The organism is Neobacillus niacini (assembly GCF_031457145.1).
Classification (GTDB): domain Bacteria; phylum Bacillota; class Bacilli; order Bacillales; family Cytobacillaceae; genus Neobacillus; species Neobacillus niacini_J.
Map to the genome: position 1 here is coordinate 35,751 of NZ_JAVDVZ010000020.1, position 16,430 is coordinate 52,180.

Annotated in this window: 17 protein-coding genes and 1 rRNA gene; 1 reads left to right on the forward strand and 17 read right to left on the reverse strand. The window is 37.5% G+C overall.

The features are described from left to right. Positions 1–115 precede the first annotated feature (115 nt). From veg to metG, 7 genes are all read right to left on the reverse strand, one after another. Positions 116–379 carry a biofilm formation stimulator Veg gene (veg, locus tag J2Y03_RS26860; protein ID WP_132097037.1) on the reverse strand — a complete coding sequence of 88 codons (264 nt, stop codon included), beginning with the start codon at positions 377–379 and terminating at the stop codon, positions 116–118. A 203-nt stretch (positions 380–582) separates the two neighbouring features. Then, entirely contained in the window at positions 583–1,467 is an 885-nt protein-coding gene (gene yabG, locus J2Y03_RS26865; RefSeq protein WP_310200148.1) for a sporulation peptidase YabG, read from the reverse strand. Between the two features lie 276 nt (positions 1,468–1,743). Continuing rightward, a complete protein-coding gene (rsmA, locus tag J2Y03_RS26870; protein ID WP_310200149.1) occupies positions 1,744–2,622 on the reverse strand; it encodes a 16S rRNA (adenine(1518)-N(6)/adenine(1519)-N(6))-dimethyltransferase RsmA in 879 nt (292 codons plus the stop codon). After that, positions 2,615–3,175 carry a ribonuclease M5 gene (gene rnmV, locus J2Y03_RS26875; RefSeq protein WP_310200151.1) on the reverse strand — a complete coding sequence of 187 codons (561 nt, stop codon included), beginning with the start codon at positions 3,173–3,175 and terminating at the stop codon, positions 2,615–2,617. The genes rsmA and rnmV overlap by 8 nt, the downstream gene beginning before the upstream one ends. Positions 3,176–3,362: 187 nt before the next feature. Beyond that, on the reverse strand, positions 3,363–4,541 hold the full coding sequence (locus J2Y03_RS26880; protein WP_310200153.1) for a ubiquitin-like domain-containing protein: 1,179 nt from the start codon (positions 4,539–4,541) through the stop codon (positions 3,363–3,365). A 236-nt stretch (positions 4,542–4,777) separates the two neighbouring features. Beyond that, positions 4,778–5,545 carry a TatD family hydrolase gene (locus J2Y03_RS26885; protein ID WP_310200156.1) on the reverse strand — a complete coding sequence of 256 codons (768 nt, stop codon included), beginning with the start codon at positions 5,543–5,545 and terminating at the stop codon, positions 4,778–4,780. A 302-nt stretch (positions 5,546–5,847) separates the two neighbouring features. Continuing rightward, on the reverse strand, positions 5,848–7,803 hold the full coding sequence (gene metG / locus J2Y03_RS26890) for a methionine--tRNA ligase (RefSeq protein ID WP_310200158.1): 1,956 nt from the start codon (positions 7,801–7,803) through the stop codon (positions 5,848–5,850). A 632-nt stretch (positions 7,804–8,435) separates the two neighbouring features. Between metG and J2Y03_RS26895 the strand changes: the two genes are divergently transcribed. Then, complete coding sequence (locus J2Y03_RS26895) at positions 8,436–8,720, forward strand: AbrB/MazE/SpoVT family DNA-binding domain-containing protein (RefSeq protein WP_132097043.1); 285 nt, start codon at positions 8,436–8,438, stop codon at positions 8,718–8,720. Between the two features lie 45 nt (positions 8,721–8,765). On the opposite strand, the gene rsmI is transcribed toward J2Y03_RS26895, so the two are convergent. The 10 genes from rsmI to rrf form a co-directional block, all read right to left on the reverse strand. Further along, positions 8,766–9,647 carry a 16S rRNA (cytidine(1402)-2'-O)-methyltransferase gene (gene rsmI / locus J2Y03_RS26900; RefSeq protein ID WP_310200178.1) on the reverse strand — a complete coding sequence of 294 codons (882 nt, stop codon included), beginning with the start codon at positions 9,645–9,647 and terminating at the stop codon, positions 8,766–8,768. Positions 9,648–9,657: 10 nt separating this feature from the next. Continuing rightward, entirely contained in the window at positions 9,658–10,392 is a 735-nt protein-coding gene (locus J2Y03_RS26905; protein WP_396954274.1) for a tRNA1(Val) (adenine(37)-N6)-methyltransferase, read from the reverse strand. A 219-nt stretch (positions 10,393–10,611) separates the two neighbouring features. Further along, on the reverse strand, positions 10,612–10,983 hold the full coding sequence (gene yabA, locus J2Y03_RS26910; protein ID WP_310200162.1) for a DNA replication initiation control protein YabA: 372 nt from the start codon (positions 10,981–10,983) through the stop codon (positions 10,612–10,614). Between the two features lie 12 nt (positions 10,984–10,995). Beyond that, the gene (locus tag J2Y03_RS26915; RefSeq protein WP_132097046.1) at positions 10,996–11,823 is read right to left on the reverse strand and encodes a PSP1 domain-containing protein; all 828 of its coding nucleotides are present in this window, start codon (positions 11,821–11,823) and stop codon (positions 10,996–10,998) included. Continuing rightward, positions 11,816–12,823: a DNA polymerase III subunit delta' gene (gene holB, locus J2Y03_RS26920; RefSeq protein ID WP_310200165.1), complete on the reverse strand. Its 1,008-nt coding sequence runs from the start codon at positions 12,821–12,823 to the stop codon at positions 11,816–11,818. Before holB ends, J2Y03_RS26915 begins: the two co-directional genes overlap by 8 nt. Positions 12,824–12,853: 30 nt before the next feature. After that, positions 12,854–13,183 (reverse strand): cyclic-di-AMP receptor, encoded by a 330-nt coding sequence (locus J2Y03_RS26925; protein ID WP_132097048.1) that lies wholly within the window; start codon positions 13,181–13,183, stop codon positions 12,854–12,856. A gap of 121 nt (positions 13,184–13,304) precedes the next feature. After that, complete coding sequence (tmk, locus tag J2Y03_RS26930) at positions 13,305–13,940, reverse strand: dTMP kinase (protein ID WP_310200180.1); 636 nt, start codon at positions 13,938–13,940, stop codon at positions 13,305–13,307. A 21-nt stretch (positions 13,941–13,961) separates the two neighbouring features. Further along, positions 13,962–15,401 carry an aminotransferase class I/II-fold pyridoxal phosphate-dependent enzyme gene (locus J2Y03_RS26935; RefSeq protein ID WP_310200168.1) on the reverse strand — a complete coding sequence of 480 codons (1,440 nt, stop codon included), beginning with the start codon at positions 15,399–15,401 and terminating at the stop codon, positions 13,962–13,964. Positions 15,402–15,504: 103 nt separating this feature from the next. Then, positions 15,505–15,708, reverse strand: coding sequence for a sigma factor G inhibitor Gin (locus J2Y03_RS26940; protein WP_132097050.1), 204 nt, complete (start codon positions 15,706–15,708; stop codon positions 15,505–15,507). 629 nt (positions 15,709–16,337) lie between these two features. After that, positions 16,338–16,430: ribosomal RNA gene (rrf, locus tag J2Y03_RS26945) — 5S ribosomal RNA — on the reverse strand; the annotation flags it as partial.

Consider the following 16,430-nt stretch of genomic DNA (forward strand, 5'->3'; position numbering starts at 1 on the left):
ACACTCACGGCATTATTAGTATGGTATTAAGAAATTTTTTCATTAATTTTTGTTTTATAAATAGCAAAAGGCAGAAAATCAGTTGATTTTCTGCCCTAAAAAATTGCCCTATATTCTAACTTAAAGCGATGTTTCCTGCTGCATCTTCATAGAAGGTTATTTGGACTGTTTCAGTAAGAACATCTGCATAGCTGTATGAAACTCGTTCAAATGAATTCTCTTCTTGATCTAATTCGATTACAAAAACCGAAGGGTACGTTTCGGCTAATACACCGGATCGTTCGATTGTCTTTCGACGTCCTCCGTTTGCTTTGAGCAGCAATCTTTTCCCTAAATTTGAATCAAGAGCCTTTTTGATATCGGCTAAGGTTTTTGGCATTCGGTCCACCTCACTGTGTAAAGTATATCACACTGACATAGTACTGTCAAATAAAAACATAAAATTATATCAGTCCGACAAAATAGTTGTCAATATGTTTTCCTCTACTTTTTCTCCCAAATTTCAACAATCCTTATGATTACCTTAATAAGACAGTATTATGTGCAATAAAAAAAATAAGCCCTTATTTTTTCCAAAAGGACTTATGACTCTTCATCCTGGACAGGATTATAAGGCATTCCTGTTCGTAAGACGCCTTTCGTTTCAATGCCTCCCAGTCCTTTTTCTCCTGTTAGTGTGTTACGCAAAACATCCCAAACATTGATACTTTCCATAAACGGTGTAAAGCCGATTTTTGCAACAATATAAACGGGATCTAGGGCATGTATATTAATTCGTGAGGGGGAACTAGCAAAATTTGCACCTGCATGTATCAAGGATTCAAAATGAGACTGACAAGCACCTGCAAAAATGACGAGTTGATCTAAATGAGGTATCTTCCTTCGTGCTTCCTTGACAGTTTGAACGAAGTGCTTTGAGTGGCGGTATGCGTTAATATCCGTTATCTTCCCCTTCGCCTTTGAATAGGCATCATGTCCAGTAATGACTAATATATCAGGACGGTATTGATCAATTAATCCGCCAATTTTATTTGGCATTTCCTTTTCGTTACAATGTATACCGTAAACTGGAATACCAATTTTCTCATATAAAGTCATGCACTTTTGTAAATAATCAGGGTCCCCATCTAGGTGTAGAACCTTCCCTGGCATTTGAAAATAATTGGCTGGCTGCACATAACCGCCTGTCGCTTCATAATCCTGCCTTTGCTTTATTAAATCAATGTCCTGTGCAAATAGCCGAAGGGATTGTTCTTCAAGGTTTTTGTATTCTTGTAGTATTTTGGACCTTACGTTTTTGTTAACAACCACTAAATCCTCGTAAGGTGCGTCTGCCACTAAGCGAAAATCTTCCCCATATAGGATTGCAAATTTCTGGCCATTTAGTACTTGTATATCAATAACTCGGAATAGAATATCACATTTATAGGATCGTCTGCCGACAATATCCATCATTTTTATTTCCACTGCCGTCACTCCAATTAGACCAGCATATAGGCCTTCCAATAAAGTTTCTCTTTGATAGGCTATGCAACTACACATGTCTTTGTGAAGGCTGTTTTCGTAATGATTGTTGTTGAGCTTACGAATTTAGTTTGCAGGCTCTTTTCTTATTAAATTTATGCCTTTTTCAGCGGAAACAAAGCACAATCATTAAATTCTGTTCCAAAAGGCAACAAAGTTTAAGAAAAGAGCCTTTGTGAATGAACAGAGTTTGAGTCAAAAAAAATAGACCATAAAGGTCTATTGAAAATAGTTAAGCAATTCGTCGCTCAGAAGTCCAAATTCTTCAACGGAAAGAGTTTCCCCTCTTCTGGTTGGCTCAATTTTGGCTGCGTTTAGTGCATTTAGAATATCCTCTTTCTTTTGTTTCCCATCCGGAAGTTGACTAGTTAAATTATTCAGTAATGTCTTTCTTCTTTGAGCAAAACTCGCTCTAGTTACTTGGAAAAAGAACTTTTCATCTTTTACGATGACTGCCGGCTTTTCCCTTCTAGTTAATCGGATTACCGCTGAATCTACATTAGGCTGTGGTACAAAAACTGTTTTCGGGACAATCATAACCGTCTCAGCCTTTGTATAGTACTGTACAGCTATAGAAAGAGATCCGTACTCCTTTGTACCTGGCTTCGCTGAAATACGATCTGCGACCTCTTTTTGGAGCATACACACGATACCTCTAATTGGTATTTGTTCCTCTAAAAGCTTCATAATAATTGGAGTAGTCACGTAATAGGGCAAATTCGCGACAACCATAATATCATTAATATTTGTAAATTCCGTATCGATGACTTCCTGAACATCTGCCTCGAGGATATCCTTATGAATAATTTTTACATTTTCATATGGTGAAAGAGTATCCGACAGAATCGGCAATAATCTTTGATCGATTTCAAAAGCAACGACCTTTTTACTCCTGCGGGCAAGTTGTTCAGTCAAAGCACCAATACCAGGACCAATTTCAATTGCCCCTGTAGTTTCGCCCATTTCTGCAAAATCAACAATTCTATGTAAGATATTTGTATCAATTAAAAAGTTTTGACCCAGGCTTTTCTTAAAAGAAAAACCGTATTTTTCAAGTATCGCCCTTGTTCGTGTTGGGGTAGCAATGTCTTTATTCATTTCTTTCCTCCTGTACTACAACTGCAAGTGCTTCTGCAAATTCCTGCCTGCTGATTTGGAACATCATTAACCTTTTATGAAGTTGTTTACCATTGGTATAACCAATTTTTAAAATTTTTCCCAACAATATTCGTCGTTCTTTTGAGCCGGATCCACCGATAAGTCCTGCTGTAATTAAATCCTCTTGTGTAATTTCCTCTTTAATCGCCTCTGACATAATCTGTGCGTCTCTTAATGCGTTCCTAATTGCCTCTATTTGAGCATGTTCCACACCAAGACCTTTGCCATTTTTAGCGATAGCAGCTTCTTTGGGTAAGAAGGCATGTTTGGCGCCAGGTACTTTTTCAGCTATCGTTTTTCTTATCTTTTCCCCTGGATAATCAGGATCGGTAAAGATAATGACCCCTCTCGATTCTTGTGCCCTTTTAATTTTCTCAATGGTTTCTTGATTGATAGCAGAACCATTTGTCTCAATGGTATCCGCATTTACAGCCCGTTTAATCGCGGTTGTATCATCTTTTCCTTCAACTACAATAAATTCCTTAATCCTCATTATTTCCTCCGTACTTAAATGATAAATAAATTGAAAAATAATTGAAACATTTTTGTAATGTCCTTCGTCTATATTAACAAATACATTCATATCATTTAGTAAATAACCTATTGATTTCCATGTAAGTATAATGAAAATTAGAGAAAAAGCAAAATGCAGAGGCTTTAATACCTCTGCACCGATAAGCTTATTCTAGAATTTTAATCTTGACCTTTCTGACTCCCCAGCGGAATGCCTCCGCTTTTGTTGGAAAGAAAACATCAATTTTGTGTCCCTTAATGGCGCCGCCTGTATCAGACGCTACAGCATAGCCATAGCCTTCCACATAAACTTTCGTTCCTAGCGGAATAACACGTGGGTCAACAGCAATTACTTTTGCCGCTGGATTAGCACGTAAATCAAATCCCGTTGCTGTTGTCCCTGAACAACCGTTACAATATGCTGTATAGGCAGTAGTATTAACATATAACTCTGTTCCAGTTTCTGCTCCACGGGATACTTGAAAATCTAATTCCTTCGTTCCGACAGCCACAACTTTATCGAGTTTCTCTCTAAGACTCTGCTCACCCATTAATTTTCTTGAAACTTCTTTACCGTTTTCCATGATGACTTCATATTCTCTTGAAACAAGCCCCTGTCTACCTTCTTTAACAGTTATTTGTTTTCCTTTTTCTAAACTCTCATCTTTCTTGGTGATAACGGCAAAGTGAACTGGTTCTTCCACTACATCGGTGACCTTTTCTACGCGTATGATGTTAATAACATCATCCTTTTTCACTGTCCCTGATAATGACGGTTCAACTCGGTCATATTCATTAAGTTTAATTCCCTGTTGTGTTAAAAAGTCAGCGACCGTAGCCGAAGTGGACCATACCTGCTGCTCATTCCCACCGTCTACTAGTGTAAGATGAAGAGCGAATTTAATGCTAATTCCCATCTTATTTTTAATCGTTTCCTGCGGTCTAGGTGTAATTTCGTCTTGTTCGTTCAATACAATGCTTTGCTCTTTTAGGAGCTCAGCAACCGTACCTGCTGTTGTCCATATCGTTTTTTTCTCGTTGTCTTGGACAATTTGAACCTGTTTTGCTTGCTTCCAGACAATCTTTTGATTGTCTTTCACCTTAGCATTAGCTGAAGGTGACAAGTAGTCTTTTGAGGTTACTGGTATTCCAAGTTCAGCGAATAAATCCTTTACCGTTTCGGCATGTGTTTTTATTTCTTTTTGCTGTCCGTCAAGAGTCAATGCTAGCGTTTTCTTTGATCCTTCATAATATGAAAAACCCAGAGTTGCTGCTAAAACTACAAAACTAGCAAAAATGATCGCCAACCTTTTCATACTCAAAGACTCGGAAAACAGGTTTTTCATGTTTTTGAATACGATGAAAAACGCCTCCTTCTCTCGGAGAGATTATTGAGAAACATGCTGTCGGCTGTCAACCCTTGCATTTGTGTGAACGTATTTCCTATTATGCCTATAGTTGGGAAATTTGCAAAGGAAAACTTCTCGACACGTTTATCCTATGAGGAAAAGGAGACGTGTAGAACTTTAAGTTATAGTAAAAAATTAGGACAAGCTTCTATAATCTTCGACATGCTTGTCTATCAGTTTATGTCGAATAATTTTTTAGCATTCACAGTAGTAACGGCTGCAACTTCCTCAAAAGATATGCCTTTAATTTCAGCTATTTGCTCGGCAACAAGCTTTACATACCCCGGTTCATTGCGTTTTCCACGATAAGGATGAGGAGCTAAATAGGGACAGTCTGTTTCAATCAGCAATTTTTCTAACGGAACAACAGATGCCACTTCTTTGGGTTTTTTGGCATTTTTGAACGTTACAGGACCACCAAGTGAAATGTAAAAATTCATTTTTAGACATTCTATAGCAACCTCTGGACTTCCGCTAAAACAATGCATAATTCCTCCAACCTCTGCAGCCCCCTCTTCCTTTAATATCTCTACAATATCAGCTGTTGCTTCCCGATTATGTATGACGATAGGAAGTTTTACTTTTTTGGCTAATCGGATCTGTTTACGAAACACCTCTTTTTGGATTTCCTTTGGAGACTTGTCCCAATGGTAATCTAATCCCATTTCCCCTATTGCCACTACTTTCGGATGGGCAGCTAATTCCTCAATCCAAAGCAAATCTTCATCTTTCATATCAATCGCATCCACAGGGTGCCAACCCACGCATGCATAAATAAAGTCATATCTTTCCGCAAGTTCCATTGCTTTTTGAATGGTTGGTCTGTCAAAGCCCACACATACCATATGTGATACGCCCGCATCCTGGGCCCTAGAAATAACTTCTTCTAAGTCTTCCTCGTATTGTTCCGCATTTAAATGAACATGTGTATCGAATAACATAAATCGACCTCCTTAGTAGATTTTTATCAAGGCTCTTTTCTTATACTTTGTTGCTTTTTAGAATAAAAATTAATGATTTTGCTAAATTTCAACAGAAAGCAGAAAAAGCTTAATAAAGAAAAGAGCTAGCAAACTAAATTCTAAAGCGCAAAATAGATATTTCCACGTTAAAATCGGCTTTAAGATTTTAACAACACTCTTTGAGAAAACAGCCTTTATCACTATTCCCTGTCGAACGTATAAAGAAAAAATGGAAATGCCACGAATTTTGTTTCACGTGGAACATTTCCATTTCAAAAATTTTACTTTACCCTAGAACCGTTAGGCAATGTTTGATCAACTGTTGCTAGTGATAAGGCTCCATCTTTTGAACCAGCCAAAATCATTCCCTGAGACAGTTCACCACGAAGTTTTACTGGTTTTAGGTTCGTAATACAAATGACCTTTCTTCCCACTAAATCCTCAGGTTTATAATATTGGGCAATACCTGAAACCACTTGACGTTTCTCATATCCTAAATCCAACTGAAGTTTCAACAGCTTATCAGCCTTTTTAATTGGCTCAGCTTGAATCACTTCAGCCACACGTAAATCAATTTTCATGAAATCATCAATTCCAATTTCATCAATAACTTCAGGCTTTTCTTCTTTCTTCTCCTCAACCTCAGGAGTTGAACCTCCCATTTTCCCCCGAATAAATTCGACTTCATCTGCAATTTCAAGTCTCGGGAACAAAGGATTTCCTTTTGAAACCTTAGTTCCATTAGGAATAGAACCGAAGTCAGCTAAACAATCCCATGTTTTAGGTTCCTCATTGTTCATACCAAGCTGCTCAAAAATACCATTCGGCGTAACTGTTAAGAAAGGCTGGAGAAGAATAGCTGTTCTCCTTAATGATTCAGCTAAATGTACCATTACACTTGCCAATTCATCTTTTCGTTCTGCTGATTTTGCCAATGTCCATGGCTGTGTTTCATCAATATATTTATTGGTCCGACTCACTAATTGCCAAATCGATGTTAATGCAACGGAAAACTCCATTTTCTCCATTGCTTCTTCATATTTAGAAACCGTTTCACGATTGACTTGAAGTAATGCCTCATCAAATTCTCCCGTAGAGCCAGAATAAGCAGGAATGACACCATCAGTATATTTCTCGATCATCGCTACTGTCCGGTTTAACAGATTGCCAAGATCATTCGCTAAATCAAAGTTAATTCTTTCAACAAAACCTTCTGGTGTAAACACTCCATCGGCACCAAATGGCACTTCTCTTAATAGATAATAGCGAAGCGCGTCGAGTCCATACCGATCAATCAATGTGACAGGATCAACAACATTTCCCTTTGACTTAGACATTTTCCCGTCCTTCATTAATAGCCATCCATGGGCAAATACCTTTTTAGGCAGCGGAAGATCAAGTGCCATTAACATGATTGGCCAATAGATTGTGTGAAAACGGACGATTTCCTTTCCTACAAGATGAACATCTGCAGGCCAATAGTTTAAATATTTACTATCATTTTCAGTTCCATAACCGAGTGCTGTAATGTAGTTAGATAACGCATCTATCCAAACATAGATAACATGCTTTGGATTACCCGGTACTTTTACGCCCCAATCAAAGGTAGTTCTTGAAACAGCTAAATCCTCTAAGCCAGGTTTAATGAAATTATTAATCATTTCATTTTTTCGTGATTCTGGTTGGATGAACTCAGGGTTTTCTTCATAGTATTGCAATAGACGATCAACATACTTACTCATTTTGAAAAAGTAGGATTCTTCTTTCACGATTTCAACGGGTCTGCCGCAATCTGGGCAATTCCCGTTAACTAATTGGCGATCCGTATAAAAGGATTCACATGGTGTACAGTACCAGCCTTCATACTTATCAAGGTAAATATCTCCTTGTTCAAGCAGTCTAGCAAAGATTTTTTCAACTACCTGTTTATGCCTTTCCTCAGTTGTCCGAATAAAGTCATCATAGGAGATATCAAGCTTTTTCCATAGATCCTTAATACCATCAACGATTTCATCAACATATTGCTGTGGAGAGATTCCCTTTTCCTCTGCTTTACGCTGGATTTTTTGTCCGTGCTCGTCTGTTCCCGTAAGATACATTACATCAAAGCCGCGCATCCTTTTATAGCGTGCCATAGCATCTCCTGCCACTGTTGTATAAGCATGGCCAATATGTAAATTCCCGCTTGGATAATAAATCGGGGTAGTGAGATAAAAAGTTTTTAATTTTTCCTGCATTTGATACCCTCCTAATTTAGGCAAATCGACTTATCTATTAGGCTCTTTTCTTAAACCTTATTGCTTTTTGGAGCAAAATTAAATAAGAAAAGAGCCTGCAAACTAAATTCTAAAGCTCAAAATAACTATTTTCTCGTTAAAATCGGCTTTAAGTTTTTAACAATAATCTTTTGAAAACAGCCCTCTATTAAATCATTATTGCCTTTTTTTATCCTCTTCTATCATCAAAATATACCCAAAAATCAGTATTTGTGCAACAAACCCAAATATAAACAATAAATATAATTTATTTTTTTTACAATTCCCCCCATAAAAGTATATATCTCTGTCGAATTTTTTACTAATAATACAGTTGCAAATTGTAGTATTTTGTCGAATTTTTTTTTATACTAACTATGCCATTCTACCTCTACAATAATATTAAAAATCCGTTTAAACTGAATGGAAATTCATCACTTGCTGATATATCAACAATTTGATAAAATGATAATTTTTCCAATTTGTTTTTACTATAAAGTAATTGACGGAAAATGGAATGACTGGTATTATTAGTTTATAAAAATTATGTCGAATATTGACGAATAGATAGAGAAATAAATTAATAGGTTTTAAAACGAGAGGAGCTAGTAAAAATGAAATCTACAGGTATTGTCCGTAAAGTTGACGAATTAGGTCGTGTGGTTATTCCAATCGAATTAAGAAGAACACTTGGTATTGCTGAGAAGGATGCACTTGAAATTTACGTTGATGACGAGCGCATTATCTTAAAAAAATACAAACCTAATATGACTTGCCAAGTAACTGGTGAAGTATCAGATGATAACTTAGCACTTGCTGGCGGAAAACTAATCCTTAGCCGCGAAGGTGCAGAACAGTTAGTAAAAGAAATCCAAAATCAATTTGAATTAGTAAAATAATATAGACTAAGCTTCTCCTAAAAAGGGAGAAGCTTTTATTATGGCCTATTTATCAATATGGTAGGCCTGATACACCTCACGTTTGTTTATACCTCGGTCTTTGGCCGTTTGCTTGATTGCCTCTTTTGAAGGGATATCTTTAACACTTATGTAGTGATTTACATGCTCTTCAATCGATAAGTTGTCCCACCAGCTTATTTCTTCTTCCTTTAGTTTGCCTTCATCTGCACCCTCAATGATTAAACAAAACTCACCGCGAATTTCATCCTGATTCGCCCACCCGATTATTTCTTCTAAACTTCCTCTAATAAATTCCTCAAACTTTTTTGTCAATTCCCGGCAAATTGCTGCCTGCCGATTACCCAATATTTCATGCATGCTTGATAAGGTTTCTTTAAGTCGATGTGGTGATTCGTAAAAAATTAGAGTTCCTGTTTGTTTCTTTAATCCTTCTAACTCTGTTTTCTTTTCCTTTTTACTTCGGTTCAAGAAACCATAAAAATAGAAAGGCTGACAAGAAAGCCCTGAAGCAATTAATGCCGGGAGCGCTGCATTTGCTCCTGGTAATGGAACTACTGTGACTTTCTCAGCTATTGCAGCCAAAACAAGCTCATATCCTGGGTCTGAGATGGCTGGCATGCCTGCATCACTCACTAAAGCAATTTTCAGGCCATCCTTAATCTTATGAATGAGCTTCTCTCCGCTCGATTCTTTATTATGCTCATGATAGCTGACAACAGGCGTTTGAATTTCAAAGTAATTGCATAGCTTTTTTGTATTTCTTGTATCTTCTGCTGCAATTAGATCTGCTTCTTTTAGGATCCGAATAGCACGAAAACTCATGTCTTCAAGATTTCCAATTGGAGTCGGTACAAGATAAAGAATTCCTTTTTGCGCTTCATTCTCAAAGCTTTTTTGCTGCCACATCATAACCACCCTATTCTCCATATAAAATCTTTCTAATCTCCGCTGTGTATTCTCCCTCTTCATTATAAACAAACAAAGGGGGAAGTATTTTTAGATCCGGACTGCCATCTTTTATTGCTTCAACTAGTAAAGTATTTGCTTCCTTCCCATGCTTTGGATACACGAACTGAATGCGCTTAGGTTCAAGGCGATAATGCCGCATTGCAGAAATGATATCCATTAACCTCCCTGGACGATGGACGAAGGCTACCTTCCCACCTTGCTTAACTAATTGACTTGAGGCCTTTACCGCATCTTCTAGTGTACAGAGTATCTCGTGACGGGCTATGGCTAGGTGCTCATTTGGATTCATTTCATCCTTCGAAGGGGTAGTAAAATAAGGAGGATTACAGGTAACTACATCGAATTTCCCATGTCCTAACTGCTGTGGGATTTCCTTAATATCTCCATGAATCATTTGAAGGCGGTCTTGAAGTGTATTATATTGGATACTTCTCACTGCCATATCATAAAGTCTCTCCTGTATCTCAACACCAATAATCTTCCCCTTTGTACGGGCACTTAAAAATAAGGGAATAACTCCATTCCCACTGCAAAGATCGATGATGTTTCCTTTTTGAATAGGCACATATACAAATCGAGCTAGTAAAACTGCATCAAGCGAGAAAGCAAAAACCGAAGGACTTTGGATAATTCTTAAATTTTCAGCAAGCAAATAGTCAAGCCGTTCATCATCCTTTAAAATATCCACATTAATCCACCCCAATAATATGTAAAGGCTCTTTTCTTAAACTTTGTTGCTTTTTAAAACAAAATTTAATAAGAAAAGAGCTTGCAAACTAAATTCTAAAGCGCAAAATTACTATTTCCACGTTAAAATCGGCTTTAAGATTTTAACAACAATCTTTACGAAAACAACCTATGTAAAAAAATGGAGGCTGACCTAAGTCAACCTCTTTGCGAGTTATTTCTTATTAAGAAAGGAGAGGCAAAATAAGCAATCGCCTTCCTTACGTAAACTTCCAAAATGAAGGTTGCAAATATGAAATCCTTCTTGGTATAGACGAGCAAGATTATCATAGCCTTCTCCGATATCTAAAGTTCGATCTCCAGTAGATACACGAGAGGTTGTCTCTTTTTTAACCTTCTCATCTTTCTTATCTTTTTCCGTGGTTACATCTAAACGGCGTCTAAGATGATCATTTTCAAGCTTTAAATAATGATTCTCTTCTAGTATTTCGGCTAAATGCTGCTTTAATTCCCCGAGTTGTTGGTAAAGATGGCCAATTTGTGTTTCCATATTACTTACTGATTCAAATATCTCTTTTTTATCCACGTCGCACACCTCTTAATCTGTGGATTGTATAGAAAAGGCACCTTCTTTAATGATTTCATCTAATGTATACTCCAGAACTCGATCTTGTTCCTTTAGTTCCACCTGAAGTACCCGCTCTAATAAATTTAATCCTACCACTTTTCCTCGACCTTGAGGAGTTTGAATGATTTCTCCTAAATCAGGCAGTTCTTCCTTTGCAGCCTCATACTCATCATTTTCATATTTTAAACAGCACATAAGCCTGCCGCATAAACCGGATATCTTAGTCGGATTTAATGAGAGATTCTGATCCTTTGCCATCTTAATAGACACAGGGTCAAAGTCACCTAAAAATGTGGAACAACACAGCATTCTTCCACACGGACCTATTCCCCCAAGCATTTTTGCTTCGTCCCTGACACCGATTTGGCGTAATTCAATTCTTGTCCGAAAAATGGCTGCTAAATCTTTTACTAACTCACGAAAATCTACTCTTCCGTCAGCAGTAAAATAGAAGATCACTTTATTTCGGTCAAATGTATATTCAACATCCACTAGTTTCATATCTAGTTGATGTCCATTTACTTTTTCATTGCAAACATCATATGCTTCCTGGGCAGCTTGTTTATTTTCTTCAACGATCATTCGATCCTTATGATCTGCAATTCTCACTACCTTTTTTAATGGCAGGACGACATCATGATCCTCCACCTGTTTACGCGGAACGACAGCCTTTCCGTATTCAACCCCGCGTACTGTTTCGACAATCACAAAGTCATCTTTTTCAATTGAGAGGTCTCCAGGATCAAAATAATAGATTTTTCCCGCTTTTTTAAAGCGTACTCCTACAACATCATACAAATGAAGATCCCTCCTGCAAATTTAACACAAGCTCTTCCATCATTAGCTGCGGGTTCATATTCGCCGACAGCTTCCTTTTTGCCTCGAGAATAGCCGACATTTGATCAGACAACCGCCGTCCGGATGTTTCAAGAGCATATTGTCTTAACCGGTCACTTTCAGCTTTAAAGACGATTTGCTCCTGTTTATCTAATTGTATATATAATAAATCCTTAAAAATAAGAAGTAAAAGATCTAAACCACGATTAATCTGTTCTTTCTCTTTAAAGTGCGAGAACCAATCCCCTTGAAGAGTTACCATTGCTTCTAATGGACCCCTTTTCAACACCTCATATAATTTTACCACTATCTTTTGGGCTTGTGCAAACCAATCATCCCCATTTAACTCATAAGCTTCATCCATGCTATTCGTCAACTGCGCTAATAATGGTGCGTTCATTGGATTAACACCATTCTCAGTTAACTGTTGAATCATTGCCTGTGGAGATAATGGTTTAAATGATAATATTTGGCAGCGTGATAGAATGGTCGGTAATAGCTGTTGAGGCTGCTCCGATAATAGAAAGGCTGTAGTTTGTGAGCTTGGTTCCTCCAGAAACTTTAGCAAACTATTTGCCGCACTCACACTCATTTTATCAGCGTCACTAATCATATACACCTTTCTTAATGATTCTACGCCTTTCTTTGAGAACTCCTCCTGGAGGTCTTGAATTTGTTGCTTTTTTATTGATAACCCATCAGGCTCAACTTTATGGACATCTGGATGATTACCGCTATTAATTCTTCTGCAATTATTACAGGACTCACATGGTTTATAGCCTTCTAGTAGTGAATCACAAAATAAAGCCTTGGTGATTAATAAAGCGATTTCTTTCTTACCAGTCCCTCTGATTCCCTCAAGTAAATAGGCATGGGCCACTCGCTTTTTCAATAAACTGTTTTTTAACATTTTTAGTACCGTAGGCTGCAGCTCATTTAATTGATCCCATGTTTTTACCAAGTTCATCACTCACTTACCATTAATATAGATTTAAAAATGCATATATTGTTCGATTGGAAGAACGAAAACTGTTGCACCGCCAACCTCGACTTCGACAGGATATGGTACAAAGGAGTCTGCATTTCCACCCATAGGGGAAACCGGCGCCACTAGTTGATCGCGTGATTTGCAATTTTCTTTTATGATTTGCAATGCACGATCTACACGAATATCCTCTGTGCCAATCATAAAGGTGGTATTTCCAGATTTCAAAAAGCCGCCAGTTGTTGCCAGCTTAGTTGCTCTAAAATTATTATCAACCAATGCTTTTGATAATCTGTTGCTATCCTGGTCCTGAACAACAGCGATGATAAGTTTCATCTCTACCAACCCCTTCAAAACATTTTTTTATCTATCCTATATTATAACAGGTATTTGTCCTTGTTACATTGATATTCGACAGTGGGGATAATTGAAATTTGTCTGAAGATTAAAAAAAAGCCTATTTTGAAGGCTCTTTTTTGAATAAGTATTCTTTTATAACATCCATTGTTGTTGAGTAAACATCATTCACTTCTCCAGAGGCATCTATTTTCACAATTCGATTAGGAAATCTCTCTAAAACCATGTGATATCCTTCCCTAACCTTTTGATGGAAATCTAGGTGCTCTAAATCTAATCGATTGACCTCTCGCCCTTTATTTTTGTTAATCCGTTGTAAACCCAGCTCCGGTTCAATATCAAAATAAATGGTGAGGTCAGGCATCATTTTATCTATTGCAAATTGATTAATGGAATATACCTCATCAATCCCCAAACCACGGGCATGACCTTGATAAGCTAGCGAGCTATCGACAAAGCGATCACACAATACCACTTTGCCATCCTCCAAGGCTGGCTTTACTTTCTCCACAAGGTGCTGTCTTCTTGCTGCTGCATAGAGTAATGCCTCAGTCCGAGAGTCCATGGCTATATTTTCTTTATCCAAAATAACCTTTCTTATTTGCTCGGCAATATCTATTCCACCGGGCTCTCTTGTAAGCAGAGCGCCTTTAAGTTCCTTTGCAACCATACTAATGATAGTTGTCTTCCCTGCACCATCAGGGCCTTCAAATGTAATAAAAAAACCATTCTTCATCATTAGTAAACCTCCAAAATCTTAATTTGTCCTAAATATCGTAATTAGGTTTTTATCTAGGAATGAGCCTCCTTGAAATCTTGCCCCTGCACTTATTAGCTGGTTAAGCTGAGCTATCCTTTCCTCAAGTATCAACTCACCCTCTAGTAGAAGAGGAATACCTGGCGGATATGGTATGATCGTCTCCGCACACACCTTTCCTGCAGCTTCTGAAAATTGTATTACTATTTTTTCATAATTCGACAAGTTTTCATAGGGAACCGCTAATTCAGAGATTTCTCCAGTGCTAAGTGGGTACTCATCCTCAATAGAATGACACGGTAATTCTGATAATACATCTTGTATCTTTCTGCTAGCTTCAAATAAAGGATATTCTTGGCCCTCTTTCAATAAAGGCAGGATCAATAGTACATTATAAGGATCGGCTAATTCCGTAAAAATCCCTGCTTCTTCAAATCTCTTTTGCAGTTCAAATCCACTTAACTTACACCTTGATTGAATGGTTACTTTTAATGTATCCCCTTGTGAGTCTGGGTACTCTAGTACTTTAACACTTCGAATCGTCTTAAGTTTTGTTTTAAATTGATTTATTTCTCTTATTAAATATGCACGATCATTTTTTGCATAGGTTGCTAAATAGTTTCTTGCTAGGTCAAGTGTAGCCATGATTACGTATGAAGGGCTGCTTGACTGAAGCATTTGCAGGTAATCCTTAACTTTATCACTGTTAATCATACCGCTGTTTATATGTAAAAAAGAGCCCATTGTCATGGCCGGAAGAGTTTTATGTGCTGATTGAACAACAATATCAGCCCCTAATTGGATAGCAGAGGCTGGAAATGGATCTCCAATAATAAAATGAGGACCATGCGCCTCATCTACTAAAACAGGAATATGTTGGAGATGTGCAAGGTCAATGATACTTTTTAAATCATACACCATTCCATAGTAGTTCGGATAGGTTAGTACAATAGCTTTTGCTTCGGGATAAAGAAAAATAGCTCTTTCAACTATTTCCTTTGAAACACCTGTCGCCGTTTTCCAGTCCTGGTTATACTCAGGTTCTATAAAAACAGGTCGGGCTTTTGCTAGTTTTAAAGCATTTAAAACTGACTTATGACAATTTCTTTGTACCAGGATAATATCATCTTTTTCGCAGACTGAGAGGACCATGGCTAAATTACCCACGGTAGACCCATTAACTAAGAAGAAACTTTTCTCAACCTGATAAAGATCTGCTAAGAGCTCTTCTGCCTCTTTTATTACACCTTCGGGAGAGTGCAAATCATCTAATCCAGACAATTCAGTCGTATCGATTCTAAGTAACTCTTGAAAAATATTCTTTGCTTGCTTATGGAGAATAGTTCCGTTTTTATGACCTGGAACATGAAATGAAATCGGATTGGTACTTGTATGTTTATATAGTGCTTCATATAATGGAATTCGATTTTGTTTATTCATTGTTTATCCCTTCAAAGAGTCTAATCTATTTTAACAAAAAACGACAAAACCCACACCCTTTGCAAAAAAAATAAAGTCCAAACTGGACTTTTTAAGAGAAAATTTAAGATGTTGTTATTTTTTTTAGTTGTTTTAAGTAATATTTATATTTTGGGTCATGTGTTTCTGTTTTAATTAGGTCTTCTTCACAATCTGTACAAATAAATGAAGTATATAGATGTATCCCTTTTGGTTTTGGATTCTCACAAATAACGCAAGTTTCCTGGTAATGACTATGTGCTAATGAACTCAACCACACCACCTCCATACACCTATTGTTCCCGATACTTTACAATTGTATACAATATTTAGAATTATCCTCTTCAGGGCATCCCTCGGTATATCCTATGTTGGTAATTGCTTTTGGGTGTATGTCTAGTAACGATTTATTATAAAACACTTCGTACTTTTTTATTTTTTGTGCGTAAGTGGTTAGTGGTATTTGGAGGGACAGGGAGTTTTGGTTACTTTTATTGTTATTAAGTTGAGGGAATGGGAGTCAAAGAGGTGTTTTGGTTACCTTATCTTTTGGAAATCTTGTGGGGAGAAAATCAAAAAGAGCTTCTGATTCCCTTTAGCCATGAAAAACCGTATTTGAGGTAAACACATAGGGATTCTGATTTCCTCTATCCAGGAAAAGACCGTTGAAGGGAATCAGATGACACCGCAAAGTTTAATTCTCTGACTATCGCTCCCTCTTTTGGTAAAAATGACACCTCATGGGCATGATTCTCCGACTATCGTTCCCTCTTTCGGTAAAAATGACGCCGCACGGGCACGATTCTCCTGCTATCGTTCACTCTTTCGATAAAAACGCTACCGCACGGTAACGATTCTCCTATCTTATCACTGTGACAATACAAAAAAACACAACCCTAATCAGGTTGTGTTTCGTTTGCCTGGCAACGTCCTACTCTCACAGGGACAAAGTCCCAACTACCATCGGCGCTGAGAAGCTTAACTTCCGTGTTCGGTATGGGAACGGGTGTG

Bases quoted from the DNA above. Each gene is read 5' to 3' on its own strand.
- tmk (WP_310200180.1), bottom strand. From the start codon at position 13,940: ATGAAGAATGGTTTTTTTATTACATTTGAAGGCCCTGATGGTGCAGGG.
- rsmA (WP_310200149.1), bottom strand. From the start codon at position 2,622: ATGAATAAAGACATTGCTACCCCAACACGAACAAGGGCGATACTTGAA.
- J2Y03_RS26895 (WP_132097043.1), top strand. From the start codon at position 8,436: ATGAAATCTACAGGTATTGTCCGTAAAGTTGACGAATTAGGTCGTGTG.
- J2Y03_RS26880 (WP_310200153.1), bottom strand. From the start codon at position 4,541: ATGAAAAACCTGTTTTCCGAGTCTTTGAGTATGAAAAGGTTGGCGATC.
- rsmI (WP_310200178.1), bottom strand. From the start codon at position 9,647: ATGTGGCAGCAAAAAAGCTTTGAGAATGAAGCGCAAAAAGGAATTCTT.
- J2Y03_RS26925 (WP_132097048.1), bottom strand. From the start codon at position 13,183: ATGAAACTTATCATCGCTGTTGTTCAGGACCAGGATAGCAACAGATTA.
- J2Y03_RS26935 (WP_310200168.1), bottom strand. From the start codon at position 15,401: ATGAATAAACAAAATCGAATTCCATTATATGAAGCACTATATAAACAT.
- J2Y03_RS26940 (WP_132097050.1), bottom strand. From the start codon at position 15,708: ATGGAGGTGGTGTGGTTGAGTTCATTAGCACATAGTCATTACCAGGAA.
- metG (WP_310200158.1), bottom strand. From the start codon at position 7,803: ATGCAGGAAAAATTAAAAACTTTTTATCTCACTACCCCGATTTATTAT.
- rnmV (WP_310200151.1), bottom strand. From the start codon at position 3,175: ATGAGGATTAAGGAATTTATTGTAGTTGAAGGAAAAGATGATACAACC.
- J2Y03_RS26885 (WP_310200156.1), bottom strand. From the start codon at position 5,545: ATGTTATTCGATACACATGTTCATTTAAATGCGGAACAATACGAGGAA.
- veg (WP_132097037.1), bottom strand. From the start codon at position 379: ATGCCAAAAACCTTAGCCGATATCAAAAAGGCTCTTGATTCAAATTTA.